The sequence below is a fragment of the Corynebacterium sp. HMSC27B11 genome (assembly GCF_001815985.1).
Classification (GTDB): Bacteria; Actinomycetota; Actinomycetes; order Mycobacteriales; family Mycobacteriaceae; genus Corynebacterium.
The window spans coordinates 55,493-73,495 of sequence record NZ_KV823549.1 but is presented as its reverse complement, the minus strand read 5'-3'; the positions used below and the strand labels follow the sequence as shown (position 1 = coordinate 73,495).

15 protein-coding genes are annotated in these 18,003 nt (G+C 64.8%); 14 read left to right on the top strand and 1 reads right to left on the bottom strand.

Features of this window, described 5'->3' with window-relative positions; translation table 11 throughout:
• Positions 1-3 precede the first annotated feature (3 nt).
• Positions 4-750: a 4'-phosphopantetheinyl transferase family protein gene (locus tag HMPREF3097_RS02795; protein ID WP_070760781.1), complete on the top strand. Its 747-nt coding sequence runs from the start codon at positions 4-6 to the stop codon at positions 748-750.
• On the opposite strand, the gene truB is transcribed toward HMPREF3097_RS02795, so the two are convergent.
• Positions 747-1,757, bottom strand: coding sequence for a tRNA pseudouridine(55) synthase TruB (gene truB / locus HMPREF3097_RS02790; RefSeq protein ID WP_070760779.1), 1,011 nt, complete (start codon positions 1,755-1,757; stop codon positions 747-749). The genes HMPREF3097_RS02795 and truB overlap by 4 nt on opposite strands.
• Here truB and HMPREF3097_RS02785 point away from each other — a divergent pair.
• From HMPREF3097_RS02785 to HMPREF3097_RS02725, 13 genes are all read left to right on the top strand, one after another.
• Entirely contained in the window at positions 1,749-2,777 is a 1,029-nt protein-coding gene (locus HMPREF3097_RS02785; protein ID WP_083317932.1) for a bifunctional riboflavin kinase/FAD synthetase, read from the top strand. The genes truB and HMPREF3097_RS02785 overlap by 9 nt on opposite strands.
• Positions 2,778-2,873: 96 nt before the next feature.
• Positions 2,874-3,143, top strand: a complete 270-nt coding sequence (rpsO, locus tag HMPREF3097_RS02780; protein WP_070759039.1) for a 30S ribosomal protein S15 — start codon at positions 2,874-2,876, stop codon at positions 3,141-3,143.
• 210 nt (positions 3,144-3,353) lie between these two features.
• Positions 3,354-5,627: a polyribonucleotide nucleotidyltransferase gene (locus tag HMPREF3097_RS02775; protein ID WP_187441024.1), complete on the top strand. Its 2,274-nt coding sequence runs from the start codon at positions 3,354-3,356 to the stop codon at positions 5,625-5,627.
• A gap of 139 nt (positions 5,628-5,766) precedes the next feature.
• Entirely contained in the window at positions 5,767-6,513 is a 747-nt protein-coding gene (gene dapB, locus HMPREF3097_RS02770) for a 4-hydroxy-tetrahydrodipicolinate reductase (protein ID WP_070759037.1), read from the top strand.
• 19 nt (positions 6,514-6,532) lie between these two features.
• Positions 6,533-7,297 (top strand): FAD-dependent thymidylate synthase, encoded by a 765-nt coding sequence (gene thyX, locus HMPREF3097_RS02765; RefSeq protein WP_070760773.1) that lies wholly within the window; start codon positions 6,533-6,535, stop codon positions 7,295-7,297.
• 107 nt (positions 7,298-7,404) lie between these two features.
• Positions 7,405-8,307 (top strand): 4-hydroxy-tetrahydrodipicolinate synthase, encoded by a 903-nt coding sequence (dapA, locus tag HMPREF3097_RS02760; protein ID WP_070760771.1) that lies wholly within the window; start codon positions 7,405-7,407, stop codon positions 8,305-8,307.
• A gap of 9 nt (positions 8,308-8,316) precedes the next feature.
• A complete protein-coding gene (locus HMPREF3097_RS02755) occupies positions 8,317-10,536 on the top strand; it encodes a ribonuclease J (RefSeq protein ID WP_070760769.1) in 2,220 nt (739 codons plus the stop codon).
• Positions 10,537-10,740: 204 nt separating this feature from the next.
• Positions 10,741-14,019, top strand: coding sequence for a DNA translocase FtsK (locus tag HMPREF3097_RS02750; RefSeq protein ID WP_070760767.1), 3,279 nt, complete (start codon positions 10,741-10,743; stop codon positions 14,017-14,019).
• A 243-nt stretch (positions 14,020-14,262) separates the two neighbouring features.
• Positions 14,263-15,378 carry a TerC family protein gene (locus HMPREF3097_RS02745; RefSeq protein ID WP_070760765.1) on the top strand — a complete coding sequence of 372 codons (1,116 nt, stop codon included), beginning with the start codon at positions 14,263-14,265 and terminating at the stop codon, positions 15,376-15,378.
• 10 nt (positions 15,379-15,388) lie between these two features.
• Positions 15,389-16,003: a CDP-diacylglycerol--glycerol-3-phosphate 3-phosphatidyltransferase gene (pgsA, locus tag HMPREF3097_RS02740; protein ID WP_070759031.1), complete on the top strand. Its 615-nt coding sequence runs from the start codon at positions 15,389-15,391 to the stop codon at positions 16,001-16,003.
• 21 nt (positions 16,004-16,024) lie between these two features.
• Positions 16,025-16,561 carry a CinA family protein gene (locus HMPREF3097_RS02735; protein WP_070760763.1) on the top strand — a complete coding sequence of 179 codons (537 nt, stop codon included), beginning with the start codon at positions 16,025-16,027 and terminating at the stop codon, positions 16,559-16,561.
• Positions 16,562-16,727: 166 nt separating this feature from the next.
• Positions 16,728-17,024, top strand: a complete 297-nt coding sequence (locus HMPREF3097_RS02730; RefSeq protein WP_371260070.1) for a helix-turn-helix domain-containing protein — start codon at positions 16,728-16,730, stop codon at positions 17,022-17,024.
• Between the two features lie 107 nt (positions 17,025-17,131).
• Complete coding sequence (locus HMPREF3097_RS02725; protein ID WP_070759028.1) at positions 17,132-17,998, top strand: PspA/IM30 family protein; 867 nt, start codon at positions 17,132-17,134, stop codon at positions 17,996-17,998.
• Positions 17,999-18,003 lie beyond the last annotated feature (5 nt).

The window sequence follows — 18,003 nt, the reverse complement described above, 5'->3', positions numbered from 1 at the left end:
GCAATGTGGAATGACGTTGTGATCTCATTGCATCAGACGGAGCCGATTCAGGCCTACGACCACCAGTTCCAGCGGGTGCCCTCCCTGCTCCAACCCGGGCGCCTGCTAAGTGGGGTGCGGTGCGTCGAGTACCACTCCTCGGCCGAAAACCTGCGCAACTACCACGGTCTTCCCGTCGTGGAGCAGGAGCTCGTCGCCACCGCGGTGGACCGTCGCAAGGCCGAATTCGGGGACTCCCGGTGGTGTGCCCACCGCGCGATGGAGCAGTTCATCCCGGACCAACCGATTCTTCGTGGCCACCGTGGGATGCCGGAGTTTCCAGCCCCGGTTGTCGGCTCGATGACGCACACCACCGGCTACCGGGCGGCCGTGGTGGGGCGCGCCAGCCGCTGGAGTTCCTTAGGCATCGACGCCGAGCCACTCACTCCGCTCCCGGAGGGAGTGTTCGCAACGATCGCGAGCCCGGAGGAGCGTGCAGGCCTGCGGCGACTGTCCCGCCGCCTGGGCCGCGGCCACGATGGCCAGGGATCCCTGGGAGTGGTGCTCTTCTCCGCGAAGGAGGCGGTGTACAAGGCCTGGTACCCGCTGACCCAGCAGTTCCTGGACTTCGACCAGGCACGCATCGAACTCCGCGAGGACGGGAGCTTTAAGGCCCGGTTGCTCGTCGGGAACGCTCCGGTTCCCGCCATTGAGGGCCTGTGGTCAGCAGCTGAAGGCTACGCGCTGACGATGGCGGGCGTGCGCGCCTAAACCAACCCGTGGGGGCGGGCGACGAACTCGCTGGCCGCACGCCGACCCTTCTCCTTAATCAGCGCGATCGCGTGGCCCTGCGGATCCACAGCAGCGTGAACCCCCTTCAACCCGATTGGCTCCAGCCACTTACCCAGGGCTAGGTTCACTGCCTGCTCTTCGGTGATCGGCCGGGTGGGGAAGCAGACCTGCATTGCAGTATCGAGGCTCAAGCTCAGCTCCGGGGTGTCGGCAAGTTCTTCGAGGGTCACGGCCTCAGCGATATCGAACGGCCCCACGCTGGTGCGGCGCAGCGCAGTGAGATAACCGCCCAACCCTAGTGCCTCGCCGACGTCGCGGGCGATGGCGCGGATATACGTCCCGGAGCTGCAGTGGACGCTGACATCGACCAGCCATCGAGGTCCCTCGGCGGTCTCTTCGCGACGGACATCGGAGAAGCTCAACGAGTGGATGGTGATCGGGCGAGGAGGAATGTCGACCTCCTTGCCCTCCCGGACCAGCTCGTGGGCTCGGCGTCCATTGATCTTGATGGAGGACACGGAGGTCGGCCGCTGCATGATCTCCCCTTGGAAATCTGCGAAGATCTCGCCGAGCCGTGTGGTCATTGCCTCGACGGTGAATGAATCGATCTTTGTCGGGTCCGCGGTCTTCAGCACCTCGCCTTCGACGTCGTCGGTGACGGTGCTAGCCCCGAAGGCCATCGTTGCCTCGTAACGCTTGTCGTGCGTGACGACGTGGGCGAGGAATTTGGTACCCCGCTCGATGCCCAGCACCAGCACACCGGTGGCCATGGGATCCAGAGTGCCGGAGTGGCCGACCTTCTTGGTGCCCATGACCCGGCGAACTTTCGCGACCATGTCGTGGCTGCTCGCCCCAGCGGGCTTATCGAGGATGATCAAACCGGAACGGTCGAGCAGGCTAGGGGATCCCGACGGCCGGTCGGTGGCGCGGGCCGCCTCGTCGCCAAAACCCTGGGTGCTTTCGGAAGGGGAGTGCTTTTGAGCCATGGCGCCAGTCTATGGGTTAAGATCCCCAACGTGAGTATCTGGTACGGGCTTGATCGTGTTCCCCACAACCTCGAAGGCGCAGCCGTGACAATCGGCGTGTTCGACGGCGTGCACCGCGGGCACCAAGAGCTGATTAGCCGAGCCGTGGCCAAGGCCAAGGAGCTCGGCGTCCCCGCGGTGATGTTTACCTTCGACCCGCACCCAACCGTGGTCTTCCAGCCGGAATCCGTTCCTAAGCTGCTGGGCACGGTGGAGGAGCGCGCCCAGCTGGCGATGGACCTCGGAATCGACCACGTCGTCGTCCAGGCCTTCACCCCGGAAATCGCTTCCTGGTCCCCAGAGGAATACATCGACCGGGCGCTGCTCGACACGCTGCGGGCCAAGCACGTCGTGGTGGGGGAGAACTTCACCTTCGGCCACAAGGCCTCCGGCACCCCCGACACGCTCCGTGAGGTCTCCCAGCGCCGGGACTTCACGGTGGACGTGGTTCCGCTGCTTTCTGAGGACGACCACACGGTCTGCTCCACCTGGATCCGCCAGCGCATCGCCGAGGGGGACATGGAGTCCGCGACGGAGGCGTTGGGCCGTCCGTTTTCCGTGGAGGGCGTGGTCACCCACGGCGCGGGCCGGGGCGGCCGGGCGCTGGGCTTTCCTACCGCCAACCTGTACTTCCCGGATATCTACGCGCTGCCCTCCGATGGGGTGTACGCCGGTTACCTGGAGATCCTGCCGAACCAAGCAGAGCTGTCCCACCAGGGGCTGAGCGACAAGGTGGGCACCATGCCGGTGGGGACCAAGCTTCCCGCGGCGATCTCCGTGGGCACGAACCCGACCTTCGGCCACGAGCCGCGCAGCGTCGAATCCTTCGTTCTCGACCACGAAGCCGATCTCTACGACTTCGAGGTCCGCGTCAGCTTTGTCTCCCGAATCCGAGGCCAAGAGAAATACGACTCCCTCGACGAGCTCATCGCCGCCATCGACCGCGATGTGGCAGCCACCCGCAAGGCTGTGCTAGGGTAACTCGGTCAGCGACTGCGGTTCGCGGTAGTCGCGCGGACTGCCTTCGGGCAGTCTTTAAGAATCTTTAGCGCGGACTGAAATAACAAGGAGTTATCCATGGCACTGTCCAAGGACGAGAAGGCAGCAACTCTCAAGGAGTTCGGCCTGCACGAGACCGACACCGGTTCCCCGGAGGCGCAGGTTGCTCTGCTGAGCGCCCGCATCTCCCAGCTCACCGAGCACCTGAAGGACCACAAGCACGATCACCACTCCCGTCGTGGTCTGCTGCTGCTGGTCGGTCGCCGCAAGGGTCTGCTGAAGTACCTGGCTTCCACCGACATCGAGCGCTACCGCTCCCTGATCGAGCGCCTGGGCCTGCGTCGCTAAGAGCGGTCGCATCCGGAGGTGGTTTCCGCCCCCGAGGCTCTCAGTAGCTTTCCGACCCCGTCTGCGTGTCACACGCGGGCGGGGTTTTTGCTGCGCGCGTGCTAGGCTCGTCGGTGAAATATTGACCGACTTCTAAGCGCCCCTTCGGCACCGATGATCTGAAGACTGCGACGGGCGCTACTTGTGATGAAAGGCCGTGGCACACACGCTATGAGCTCCAAGAAAAATAATCTTCCTAAGAACGTCTCCGTTGAGATGGTCGACCCGGACGCAGGGATCTGGGAAGCAACCGCAACCATCGACAACGGTGACTTTGGTTCCCGCACCCTCCGCCTCGAGACCGGCCTGCTGGCACGACAGGCGGACGGCGCCGTCACCGCGTACCTGGACGAGGACACGATGCTGCTGTCGACGACGACGGCCTCCCGATCCCCGCGCGAGGGCATTGACTTCTTCCCGCTGACCGTGGACGTCGAGGAACGCATGTACTCCGCTGGCCGCATCCCGGGCAGCTTCTTCCGTCGCGAGGGTCGTCCGGGTACGGACGCCATCCTCGCTGCCCGCCTCATCGACCGCCCGCTGCGTCCGACCTTCGTCAAGGGGCTGCGCAACGAGGTGCAGGTCGTCATCACCGTGATGTCCATCGACCCGAACGAGATGTACGACGTCCTCGCCATCAACGGCGCGTCCGCATCCACCCAGCTCTCCGGCCTGCCGGTGTCCAGCTCTGTCGGTGGCGTGCGCATGGCGCTGGTCGTCGATGAGGAGCACCCGGAGGGGCAGTGGGTGGCCTTCCCGACGCGCGAGCAGGTGTCCCAGTCCGTCTTCGAGCTGGTCGTCGCCGGTCGCGTGACCGAACCGGCGAAGGGCGGCCGGGGCAAGAAGTCCCAGCCGAATGTCGCCGTCATGATGGTCGAGGCAGGGGCTACCGACAATGTCGTCGAGCGCATCGCCGAAGGTGCTCCGGCACCGACCGAGGCAGTGGTGGCCGAGGGCATCGAGGCCGCTAAGCCGTTCATCGCGACCCTCTGCGCCGCTCAGGACGCGCTGCGTGACGCGGTGGACACCGAGTCCCGCGAGTTCGAGCTCTTCCCACCGTTCGACGAGGATGTCTACTCTGCCGTCGAGGCCGAGTGCGATGCTGACGTCGCGCAGATCATGACGATCGCCGATAAGCAGGAGCGCGACGAGTCCCTCGCAGAGAACATGCAGGAGACCGTCGATGCGCTGATCGAGCAGTTCCCGGAGCGTGAATCTGAGATCCGTGCGGCTCACAATGACCTGACCCGCACCATCGTGCGCCAGCGCATCCTGGAGGACGGCTTCCGCATCGACGGCCGCGACCACACCTCGATTCGCGACTTGGGCATCGTGGTGCAGCTGCTGCCGCGTGCCCACGGCTCCGCCCTCTTCGAGCGTGGCGAGACCCAGATCCTCGGCGTGACCACCCTGGACACCCTGAAGATGGAGCAGACCATCGACTCCCTGGGGCCGGAGACTTCCAAGCGCTACATCCACCACTACAACTTCCCGCCGTACTCCACCGGCGAGACCGGCCGCGTGGGCAGCCCGAAGCGCCGCGAGATCGGCCACGGTGCCCTGGCGGAGCGCGCCCTGACCCCGGTGCTGCCGTCCCGCGAGGAGTTCCCGTACACCATCCGCCAGGTCTCCGAGGCTCTGGGCTCCAACGGCTCGACCTCCATGGGCTCCGTGTGTGCGTCCACGCTCTCGCTGTACAACGCCGGCGTGCCGCTGAAGGCGCCGGTGGCCGGTATCGCGATGGGCCTGGTCTCCGGCCTCGTCGATGGCAAGGAGAAGTTCGTCAGCCTCACCGACATCCTCGGTGCGGAGGACGCCTTCGGCGACATGGACTTCAAGGTCGCCGGTACCTCCGAGTATGTCACCGCCCTGCAGTTGGACACCAAGCTCGACGGCCTACCTTCCGAGGTGCTAGCTTCCGCGCTCGGCCAGGCGCGCAGCGCCCGCCTCGAGATCCTGCAGCTGATGGAAGATGCCATCGACACGCCGGACCAGATGAGCGAGCTGGCGCCACGCATCACGAAGATCTCCATCCCGCAGAACAAGATCGGTGAGGTCATTGGGCCGAAGGGCAAGACCATCAACCAGATCACGGAGGAGACCGGCGCCAACATCTCCATCGAGGACGACGGCACCGTGTTCGTCTCCGCCGTGGGTGGCGAGGCCGCCGAGGCTGCGATCGAAAAGATCAACGCGATCGCCAACCCGCAGCAGCCGAAGGTCGGGGACCGCTTCCTCGGCACGGTTGTGAAGACCACCGCCTTCGGTGCCTTCATCTCCCTGCTGCCGGGACGCGACGGCCTGCTGCACATCTCGAACATCGGCGGCGACCGTCGCATCGAGAAGGTTGAGGACGAGCTCAACGTCGGCGACAAGATCCAGGTCGAGATCGCCGATATCGACAACCGGGGCAAGATCTCCCTGGTTCCGGTCGACGAGGATTAAGCGCTTAGACGCTTGAAGCGGGCACCACATCACGCGGTGCCCGCTTCGTCTTATTAGTCTTGATATCAGCAACGCCCGGCCACCGGTCGGGGCTTCACAGACACTATTGCCAAGCACGCTTCGGCAGGAAGGAAAGGTTATGATCCGCGTAGGAGTACTTGGCGCCAAGGGGCGCGTCGGCACCACCATCGTCGCCGAGGTGGAGCAGAACCCGAACCTGGAACTCTCCGCCGCCCTGGACCACGGCGATGACCTCCAGGAGCTCGTGGACACCAAGACCGACGTGGTCGTGGACTTCACCCAGCCGGACTCCGTGATGGGCAACGTGGAGTTCTGCATCCGCAACGGCATCCACGCGGTCGTCGGTACCACCGGCTGGACCGAGGAACGCTATGAGACGGTCCGCAGCCTGCTGCAGGATGCCCCGAAGGTCGGTGTGCTGGTGGCCCCGAACTTCGCCATCTCCGCGGTGCTGACGATGAAGTTCGCCGAAATCGCCGCACCATTCTTCGAATCCGCCGAGGTCATCGAGTTCCACCACCCGAATAAGCTTGACGCTCCTTCCGGCACCGCGGTGCACACCGCCGAGGGGATCGCCCGAGCTCGCGGCGAGGCCGGGCTGGAGGAGCAGCCGGACGCCACCGCCCAGTCCCTCGACGGCGCACGAGGCAGCGACGTCCAGGGGGTGCCCGTCCACGCGGTCCGCATGACCGGCATGGTGGCGCACGAAGAGGTCATTTTCGGTACCCGCGGGCAGTCTCTGACCATCCGCCAGGACTCCTACGACCGCGAGTCCTTCGTACCGGGTGTGGTCATCGGCGTGGAGAAGATCGCCGAGAACCCTGGGCTGACGATCGGCCTCGAGAAGTTCCTGGGTCTGGACTAGGGCTCGGGCGACGAACGCTATGGCAACACCGGTGGAACTCGGCGTCCAGCTCATCGGGCACACCCAATTCCACGCGCCGCCGGATATCGACTGGGAAACGGATACCGATGGCCCGTCCGCTCTCCTCGAATTCGCCGGGCGCGCGTGCTACGAGACTTGGGATAAGCCCAATCCGCACACCGCGACGAATGCCGCCTACCTCCGCCACATCATGGACGTGGGCCACCTGGCGGTGCTGGAGCACTCCAGCGCCACGATGTACCTGCGTGGCGTGTCTCGCTCCTGTGCCCACGAGGTCATGCGGCACCGAATGTTCTCCTTCAGCCAGCTTTCCCAGCGCTACGTCCCGGATGACGAGGCGCGGGTGGTTGTGCCACGCAGCGTGCAGGAAAACCCCGACCTGGAGAGACTCTTTCTCCAGGCGGCGGACGTCGCGCACGGCGCCTATACCGAAATCCTGGATAGCCTCAACGAGAATCTCGATGACGGAGTGAGCGCGAGGGTGAATGCCGCGCTGCGCGCCAAACAGGCCCGACAGGCGGCACGTGCTGTCCTGCCCAACGCGGCGGAAACCCGCTTCGTCATGTCCGGTAACTTCCGCAGCTGGCGACACTTCATCGCCATGCGGGCAACCGAGCACGCCGATCCGGAGATTCGCCGGGTGGCGATTGCGTGCCTCGTTGAGCTCCAGTCGATCGCCCCGGAGGTTTTCGAGGACTTCTCGATTACGGAGCTGCGGGATAAGACCCAGATCGCCACAAGTCCCTACGTCAGCGATATCTAGTTCGCGGTGCTGGAGTCGTCGGAAACAGGAAAACGTGTTCCCCGAAACGAGACACGGGGAGCGGCAAATAACCACAAACCTGGTGAAGAAAGGTAATCTTTACACCTATGAGTACAGGTAATGCAGCAATTCGTGGTGCTGAACACTTCGGAACGGTCTCTGTGGCAATGGTGACGCCATTCCACAAGGACGGGACTATCGACCTGAAGGCGGGCGTCGAGCTCGCCGGGCACCTGGTTGATAAAGGCTGCGATTCTCTCGTTCTCGCTGGTACGACCGGAGAATCTCCAACCACGACCAACGAGGAGAAGATCAACCTACTCAAGGTAGTTCGCGCTGAACTCGGCGATAGCGTCACGCTGATCGCTGGCACTGGCACGAACAACACCGCGAGCACCATCGAACTCTCCCGGCTGTCGCAGGACGCCGGCGCAGATTCGCTGCTCGTCGTCACCCCGTACTACTCCCGACCGAGCCAGGAGGGGCTGTTTCAGCACTTCACTGCGGTCGCGGACAGCGTCGATCTCCCGATTTGCCTCTACGACATTCCGTCCCGGTCGGTCGTCCCCATCGAGATGGACACCATCCAGCGGCTGTCGGAGCACGAGAATATTCAGGCCGTCAAGGATGCCAAGGGCAAGCTTCCGGAGGCGCTGCAGCTGCTGCAGAACACGGACCTGGCCTGGTACTCCGGCGATGCCCCGCTGAACCTGCCGTTCCTTTCGGTCGGTGCGACGGGCTTCATCTCCGTGATCGGGCACCTGGCCGCGGACAAGCTGCGGGCTCTGCGTGAGGCCTACGACCAGGGCGACCTGGCGGGCGCTCAGCAGATCGCGGCGAGCCTGGCCCCGCTGGAGCGGGCCCAGGGGCGCCTCGGGGGAGTGACGATGGTGAAGGCGGCTCTGAAGCTGCGCGGCAAGGACGTTGGTGCACCGCGCCTACCAATTTTGGAAGTAGACCCAGCCGAACTGGATCAGCTGGAACAAGACCTGCAGGACGCAGGGGTTTAAAAGGATAATATGACTGAAAATCGTTCTCGGGGACGCAAGGTAACCCGAAAGGCGGCTCCGCCGAGCGCGGAAACTGCTGCACAATCCGATGCGGGGAACGCGAGCGCTGAGCAGCAGCGCGAACGCGCCGACAAGAACCGCGTGAGTAACGCTGAGGCCGCGACCGTCTTCAACGACGGCGGCCAGCAGGCAGCCCAGAACTCCGGCGCCAGCGAGGGCTCCGGCAAGGGCGGCAAGCGCTCCGGCGGCGACAACGGTGGCGATAACAACGGCGGGAACGGCGGGAGCCGTTCCCGCAACCGCCGCTCCCGTGGCCGTGGCCGTTCCAAGGGCTCCAACAACGGCGATAAGCAGGGCGGCGATAACCGCGGTGGCCAGAACAACTCCGGTCGCGGCGGAAACAAGTCCAAGTCCGGCGGCCGCAATGGCAACAACCGCCGTGGCCGCGGTGGCGACCGTCGTCGCGGTGCGCTGCAGGCCATGCAGGGTGCAGACCTGACCAAGCGCCTCCCAGAGCCACCGGCCCTGCCCAAGGGTGGGCTGCGCATCGTTGCCCTCGGCGGTATCTCCGAGATCGGCCGCAACATGACCGTCTTCGAGTACGACGGTCGCCTGCTGCTGATCGACTGTGGCGTGCTCTTCCCATCCAGCGGCGAGCCGGGCGTGGACCTGATCCTCCCGGACTTCTCCTACCTGGACGATAAGTGGGACCGCGTCGAGGCTCTCGTGATCACCCACGGTCACGAGGACCACATCGGTGCGATCCCGTGGCTGCTCAAGCAGCGCGCGGACATCCCGATCGTTGCCTCTCGCTTTACCGCAGCGCTCATCCAGGCCAAGACCCAGGAGCACCGCCAGCGCCCGAAGATCGTCGAGGTCAACGACCAGTCGCACGTGAGCTACGGCCCGTTTGACCTGCGCTTCTGGAACGTCAACCACTCCATCCCGGACTGCCTGGGCATCGCGCTGAAGACCCCGGCCGGCCTGGTGATCCACACCGGCGACATCAAGCTCGATCAGACCCCGATCGACGGCCGTCCGACGGACCTGCCGGCGCTGTCCCGGTTCGGCGACGAGGGCGTGGATCTCATGCTCTGCGACTCGACCAACGCCGCAACCCCGGGATTCTCCGGTTCCGAGGCGGACGTCGCCCCGACGCTGAACCGACTGATCCGCGCCGCGAAGCAGCGCGTGATTCTGGCGTCCTTTGCCTCCAACGTGGCCCGCATTCAGTCCGCCGTGAACGCGGCGGTCGCGGCGAACCGGAAGGTGGCCTTCACCGGGCGCTCGATGATCCGCAACATGGAGATCGCAGAGCGCATGGGCTACCTGAACGCCCCGCGCGGCACCATCGTCTCCATGGACGAGGCCTCCCGCATGGCTCCGCACAAGGTGGTTCTCATCACCACCGGTACCCAGGGCGAGCCGATGGCCGCGCTGTCGCGCATGGCACGCCGGGAGCACCGCCAGATCACCGTCCGCAGCGGCGACCTGATCATTCTCTCCTCCTCCCTCGTCCCGGGTAACGAGGAGGCAGTGTTCGGCGTGATCAACATGCTGTCGCAGATCGGCGCGACGGTGGTCACCAGCCGCGACGCCAACGTCCACACCTCTGGTCACGGCCTGGCAGGGGAGCTGCTGTTCCTGTACAACGCAGCGCGCCCGCGCAATGCGATGCCGGTGCACGGCGAGTGGCGCCACCTGCGCGCCAACCGCGATCTGGCTATCTCCACCGGCGTGGACCCGAAGAACGTCCCGCTCGCCCAGAACGGCGTGGTCGTGGACCTGCACAACGGGCATGCGAAGGTCGTGGGTCAGATCACCGTGGGCAACCTGTACGTCGACGGCACCCGCATGGGCGACGTGGACGCGGATACCCTCGAGGACCGCACCGCGATGGCCGAGGGTGGCCTCATCGCCGTATCCGTGGTGATCGACAACCGCACCGGCCGTCCGCTGGAGGCCCCGCACATCCAGGCCAAAGGCTTCTCTGGGGATGCCAAGGACCTGCTCAAGGAGCTCGGCGAGATCGCCGACGACGTGATGATGGATCTGGCCGGTGAGGGGGAAAATAACCCTTACCGCATGGCTCAGACCCTGCGTCGTCGTCTCGCCCGCCATGTCTCCGATAAGTGGAACCGCAAGCCGCTCATCGTTCCGACCGTGGTTCCGATGACCAGCGAGATCGTTGAGGAGCTGGAGGACGCACCGTCCGTGCCTGCTCAATAACGACTGAACTGGCTGACCGGGCCGGGGGCTCGCCGTGACACACGCGGTGACCCACGGCCCGGTCTTCCTTTTCGTCCCCGTCCTTATGTCGCCCCGCGGGGCGGTGGGGGAGGGGAGCTCTGTGCCCGGATAACCGGGATTCTCGCCAGGAAACCCACTGCGAGGCGTGTTGAAAGTGTTAAACATGTGACTACTGGGACTAATATGGCGGACATGTCTGTCAGAAACCGTCCCGGCACGTCGCCCTCCCGCAACCGCTCCCGGCGCTCTCCCTCCCGCCCCGGTCAGCGGGATTCTCGCCCAGCTGCGAGGCGCCGTGCCCCACGCATGGGGATCGACGAGGACCTCTCCGTCGACCCCGGTGCGTCGACGGCCAAGACCGCGCGATCGGGTAGTTCGGCCTCCGACATGGAGTTTGGTAGGACGGGCAGTGCCTACCGTGCCGTGGGCGGAAGCATCAAAACGATCGCGGACTCGGTAGCCAGCGGAATCGGTGGCGCGCTCCGGCGCCCCCGGCATGAGAGCGAGGACTCAGACGCAGCCGAATTCGCCGCGCACCGACCACAAGCCCGCACGTCAAAGAAGAAAGTAGAAGGTTTGGCCTCTCAGCAGCACGAAGACGGCACCCAGCCGCGGCGTCCCCGACGCAAGAAGCAGGCGGCGAAGGAGATGGCGCCGGTCGAGGACACGCAGTTCGACGGCGATGAGTTCGACGAGGAGGGGCCACGCCAGATCGGCGGCGGTTTCGACGGCCCGGCGCTCGTCAGCGGCGGTGTTGCGATCATTCTCGCCGCCACCCTGTGGTTCAACGTTGCTGGCGCGGTCGGCAAAGGCATCGCCTACGCGCTGACCTGGGCTATCGGTGTGGGGGCGTACATCGTCCCGGTCGTCCTGCTGGGGCTTGCCTGGATCCTGATGTTCGGAGTTCGCACGACGCAGAGCTCTGACCTGCGCCGCGGCCTCGGCGTGGGTCTTGTCGCCGGATCCCTGCTGGGGATCATTCACATCTTCGCTGGTCTTCCGACCAGCACCGCGGATAAGGCTGGAGCGGGCGGCATCGTCGGACAGTTCATCGGCACGCCGATGTCCGTGGGCTTCAGTAATTACGTTGCCGTTCCGCTGCTGTTCCTCATCATGATTTACGGTGCCCTGCAGCTCACCGGCCGCACGGTCGCCGAGTTCTTCGCCGGATCCGTTTCCTGGCTGGGGCTCGAGGGCACGTTCGACGCGCTGCGTGAACGCTTCTCCCGGGATTCGGAGGAGTACGACGACGATCCGTACGGCGAAATCGACCAGCGCCTCGATGAGGCCGTGGATCAAGACGACTACTTCCTGCCAACCCGCAGCCGTAAGAAATCCCCGGCGGCTAACTACCCGGTGGAGGAGGAGCCCGCGCAGCCTGCCCGCCGAGCCCGCCGCCGCAGTGCCCCGGCGCCGCGCGCCGCCGCGCCACGGCAGCCCGAGCCAGCTGTGCCGGATGATATCGATGAGCCACTCCCACTGGTCTCCGATACGGATGAGACCGCGGTGCTCGATGTCGCCGCTAGCCCGGAGGAGGGCACGCCACGCCGCAAGCCCGCTCGTGCCCAACAGCGTTCCGCGATCCCCGCGGCGCGCGAGGAATCTCCGCAGGCCGAGCCCGCTGCCGGGCGCAGCCACGCCGAAGAGCGCGAGGCAGGAGACAAGGCTGTCAACCAGTCCCGCGAGGCCATGCGCCAGGCTATCGTCGCTCGCTCCGGCATCGACGCTGCCGCACTGGCTGCGGGTAAGACCGAGGAGCAGAACGAAAACGGGGACGCCACCGCGTCGGAGGCGTCCTCGTCCCCAGCCGCACCGCAGGGGGCAGAGAGCAGCTACGTCCTGCCGTCCACCGAACTGCTGATCCCGGGCGAGCCGGCGAAGGAACGCAGCGACGCCAACGACCGGATGATCGACGCGATCACGGAGGTCTTCGAGGAATTCAACGTCGACGCCCACGTCACCGGTTTCCAGCGAGGCCCGACGGTCACCCGCTACGAGATCGAGCTCGGCCCCGGCGTGAAGGTCTCCAAGATCACGAATCTGCAGTCTAACCTCGCCTACGCGGTGGCCACGGATAACGTCCGGCTGCTGACCCCGATCCCGGGTAAATCCGCCGTCGGCATCGAGGTGCCGAACTCCGACCGCGAGATGGTTCGCCTCGGCGACGTGCTGGGCTCCGCGGACGTCGTGGCCAACCAGGACCCGATGCTCATCGGCCTGGGCAAGAACATCGAGGGCGACTTCGTGGGGCACTCCTTGCAGAAGATGCCACACCTGCTGGTTGCCGGTTCCACCGGCTCCGGTAAGTCCGCGTTCGTGAACTCGATGCTGGTCTCCCTGCTCACCCGCGCCACGCCAGAGGATGTCCGCCTCATCCTCATCGACCCGAAGATGGTGGAGCTGACTCCATACGAGGGCATCCCGCACCTCATCACTCCGATTATCACCCAGCCGAAGAAGGCAGCCGCCGCGCTGACCTGGCTGGTGGAGGAGATGGAGCAGCGGTACATGGACATGAAGGCCACCCGCGTGCGTCACATCAAGGACTTCAACCGCAAGGTCAAGTCCGGGGAGATCACCACCCCGTTGGGCTCGGAGCGCGAATACCGCCCGTACCCGTACATCGTCTGTGTGGTGGACGAGCTCGCTGACCTCATGATGACCGCCCCGCGCGAGATTGAGGACGCCATCGTCCGCATCACCCAGAAGGCGCGAGCCGCCGGCATCCACCTGGTTTTGGCGACCCAACGCCCGTCCGTGGACGTCGTCACGGGCCTGATCAAGACGAACGTGCCGTCCCGGCTGGCCTTCGCGACGAGCTCGCTGACGGACTCCCGCGTGATCCTCGACCAGGCAGGCGCCGAGAAGCTCATCGGCATGGGCGACGGGCTGTTCATCCCGCAGGGTGCTCCGCGGCCCATTCGCATGCAGGGAGCCTTCGTCACCGACGAGGAGATCTTCGCTGTCGTCGAGACAGCTAAGGCGCAGGCTGAGCCGGACTACACGGAGGGAGTCACCGAGGATAAGTCCGCCGAGGCGAAAAAGAACATCGACGCCGACATCGGCGACGACCTCGAGGACCTCATCCAGGCAGTCGAGCTGGTCGTGACGTCGCAGTTCGGTTCGACGTCCATGCTGCAGCGCAAGCTGCGCATCGGTTTCGCCAAGGCCGGCCGCCTCATGGATCTGATGGAGACCCGCGGTGTCGTTGGGCCATCCGAGGGCTCGAAGGCACGTGAGGTGCTGGTCAAGCCGGAGGAGCTCGAGACCATCATCTGGATGATCAAGGGCGCCGACCCAGAGGATGCCCCGAAGGACGTGCTCGACGAGGACGAAGGTGCGGAGGCCCCCGAGAACGCGGCACCGCCGACGACGTCCGGCGAGGATTCGGCTGGTAACGACGGCGACGACGACACTCAGACGCGCGTCATTCCCGCCAGCCCGCCCTCGGGGGCTTTCTAAGGCACGCCTGCGGGGACGCCCCGGCGGGTGGTGCGGACCTTGTCTGCTCGCTGGTGTAGCATTGCTCCCGATGGAGGGGAGTACCCCAATCCACGGAGTCGGTCGTCAACACGGCGGAGCGGCGGCGAGCAGGCCTCAACCCTGCCGGCGTGGCGCTCACCCGGCCACTCCGGTCAGGTCGCGTTGACGCCTGGCGGGGGAGACCTCCGGTCATTGAACACGCTTTAAGGGCCGGAGGAACCAATGGAAGTTAACGCCTTAACCTGGATCATCACGATTGTCGTGGTGCTCGGATTCTTTGTTTTCGATTTTCTTACGCACGTGCGCACACCGCACGAGCCGACGCTGAAGGAGTCCGCACTCTGGTCGGCGTTTTACGTCGGCCTGGCGATGGCCTTCGGGGTGTTCCTGTGGTTCACCTGGGGCGAGCCGGGCAATCCTCACCAACACGGGCTGGAGTTCTTCGCCGGCTACATCACCGAGAAGGCGCTCAGCGTCGATAACCTGTTCATCTTCTCGCTGATCCTGACCACGTTTAAGATTCCGCGGAAGTACCAGCAGAAGGTACTGCTCGCCGGCATCCTTATGGCACTTGCCCTGCGCGGCATCTTTATCTGGCTTGGCGCGGCTGCGATCGCACGCTGGTCCGATGTGTTCTATCTCTTCGGCATCTTCCTGCTGTGGACCGCCGCGAAGCTGGCCTACGACGAGGTCACCGGCGCCGAGGAGACCGACCTCAACGACATGAAGATCATCCGGATCCTGCGCAAGGCAGTGCCGGTGACGGACAAGGTTCATTCGGACCGCCTCTTCGTTCGGGAGGGCGGTGCGACCGGCGACGTCGAAGGAAAGAAGAAGTCTTCCGGCAAGGGGCGCCTCGTGGTGACCCCGCTGCTCGTCGCGCTGTTGGCCATCGGCTTCATCGATGTGCTCTTCGCGCTGGATTCGATTCCCGCGATCTACGGCATCACCAGCGAGCCCTACATCGTCTTCACCGCCAATGCACTGGCTCTGATGGGGCTGCGACAGCTGTTCTTCCTGCTGAATGGGCTGCTGGAGAAGCTGGTCTACCTTTCCTACGGGCTGTCCATCATCCTCGCCTTCATCGGCGTGAAGCTGGTGCTGCACGCGCTGCACGAAAATAACCTGCCGTTCATCAACGGTGGCGGTAATGTTTCCGTCCCGGAGGTGTCGGTCGAGTTCTCCTTGATCTTCATCGTGTTGACGCTGGCCATTACGACGGTGCTGAGCCTCACGGTGGGGAAGAAGGCCCAGCAGAAGCAGGCCGGGGTGACCGAGGAGCCAGCACCTACGCATGCAAGCGATGCCGGTTTCGGTAAAGATCCCGCAGGTAGGTAGAATTACCAGCGTGGAGACAACAGTGGAGCGGAACACGCAACCAGATACGCTGAGCGCATTTGGTCGTTTTGTGCGTCGCTTTAACGTGCCGAACGTTCTCACGACCATTCGCATCCTGCTGATCCCCATCTTCCTGTGGGCGATCGCGGGCACAGGGGCGTGGCCGGACGAGGCCGCCGCTCGGGCGGACCGTTGGTGGGCGCTTGTCGTCTTCTTGCTGCTGATGGTGACCGACCAGCTGGACGGGTACCTCGCGCGCAAGTATGAGGTGATCACGGACTTCGGAAAGCTTGCCGATCCGATCGCCGACAAGCTGCTGATGCTTGCGGCCTTCATCAGCCTCAACCTGCTGGGCGAACTGTGGTGGACGGTCACTGCGGTCATCGTCGTCCGCGAACTCGGCATCACGCTGTGGCGGCTGGTTCTCGCCCGGCGCGGGCTGGTGGTCCCGGCCTCCAAGGGTGGGAAGCTCAAAACCGTGTTGCAGACGCTTGCCGTCGCGCTGTACATCATGCCGCTGGCAGGTGCCGTCGCCTGGATCGGGCACGGGGTCATGGCCGTGGCTGTCGCGGTCACCGTGGTGACTGGACTGCAGTACATGGTGGACTCCCGGAAACAGAACTAGTCGAGAGGGCTGGGCAGGATCGTGCAGCAGGTTGGGAAAAACTCGCTGGAAGCGCTCCGCGCGCAGGCGGCGGAGCTAGCCGCCCAGGTGATCGACACCTGCCGGGAACGAGGCTGGACACTGGCCACCGCTGAATCCCTCACTGCGGGAATGCTCGCCGCATGCATCGCCGATATTCCGGGGGCCTCAGCTGTACTGCGCGGTGGCCTGGTGGTGTACGCGACAGACCTCAAAGCCACGCTGGCGGGGGTGGACCGGGAGTTGCTGCGCAAGCGCGGCCCCGTCGACCCTGCGGTGGCGGTCCAGCTGTCCAAGGGTGCGGCGCAGCGTTGCGGGGCGAGCATTGGCATCGGGCTGACTGGTGTGGCGGGGCCGGATGGGCAGGACGGCCATTCGGTCGGCGAGGTGCATATCGGGTTGTCAGCGCCCGCAGGAGCCGGGGGAACGACCGTACGTACCCTGGATCTCGGAACCCGGTCACGCGCCGTGATCCGACAGCTCGCTGTGAATGGTGCGCTGGAGATGATCCTCGGGATCGCCGGCGACGGGAACAAATAGTCCGCCAGGATCGTTAGAGGTAATGATGGTAGAAAATATTTTGCTGCTAGATTCCCCCTCGCGCAGTCCAGAGACTTCCCGCGGGAGCGCTCAGCGAGCCCACTCGGCGGACAAGCTGGATGACTTCAGCGCGGAACACGTATTGGAGCAGAACTGGGATGCCTCCATGCCGATGGCACCCAGTGACGAGCCGCTGCTGCGCGAAGCTCTCGGCGCGACGCTGCGGGATACGCGTCGGCAGACAGGATTCACCCTCCGCGAGCTGGCTAAGCTCGCCAACGTCAGCCCCGGTTATCTTTCGGAGCTGGAGCGGGGGCGTAAGGAAGTTTCCTCCGAGCTGCTCGCGAGCGTGTGCCACGCTATGGGAATCAGCGTTGCTTCGGCGATCCTCGAAGCGGCGTCCATGATGACCCTTGACGCGGCAGCGGCAGAGCTGGCTTCGTCGATGGTGCGCGTGAACTAAGCACTATTGGCAGCGCGGATGCTGCTAAAATTAGCGCAGATGAGGCTCGTCTCCCACGGGGCGGGCAAAAATTTTGTCGATAGTTATCCCCAAGGAGTGCAGGCCGCATGGCAAATCCCTTCACTAAGGCGTGGAAGTACCTCATGGCTCTCTTCGACTCCAAGATTGAAGAGAATGCGGATCCGAAGATCCAGATCGAGCAGGCCATCCAGGAAGCTCAGCGCCAGCACCAGGCGCTGTCTCAGCAGGCAGCAGCGGTCATCGGTAACCAGCGCCAGCTGGAGATGAAGCTCAACCGCCAGCTGGCTGAGGTGGAGAAGCTCCAGGACAATACTCGCCAGGCGTTGAAGCTGGCGGACGATGCACAGAACAATGGCGACGCGGCCAAGGCTGCGGAGTACAACAACGCCGCTGAGGCCTTCGCCGCCCAGTTGGTGACAGCGGAGCAGTCCGTAGAGGATCTCAAGGGCCTCCACGACCAGTCGCTGCAGCAGGCCAACCAGGCCAAGCAGGCAGTTGAGCGCAACGCCATGCAGCTGCAGCAGAAGGTGGCCGAGCGCACCAAGCTGCTCAGCCAGCTGGAGCAGGCGAAGATGCAGGAGAAGGTCGCGGAATCCCTGCAGTCGATGAACCAGGCCGTATCCGGTTCCTCGCCGAACCTCGACCAGGTGCGGGAGAAGATCGAGGGCCGCTACGCACGTGCGCTGGGGCAGGCGGAACTCGCCCAGAACTCGGTGCAGGGGCGCATGGCGGACATCAACCAAGCCAGCACCCAGCTCGCGGGGCACTCCCGTTTGGAACAGATCCGCTCGGAGATGCGCAAGGAGCAGGGGCAGATCAGCGGTTCGGCCCAGAAGTCCATCGACGCCAGCACTTCCGGGTCGGCTGGCACTGCACAGTCTGCCGACCAGCAGGCGCAGCCGAATGCGGACGCCGTTGCCGAGCGCATGCGTCAGCTGCGCGAAGGCAACTAAACCCT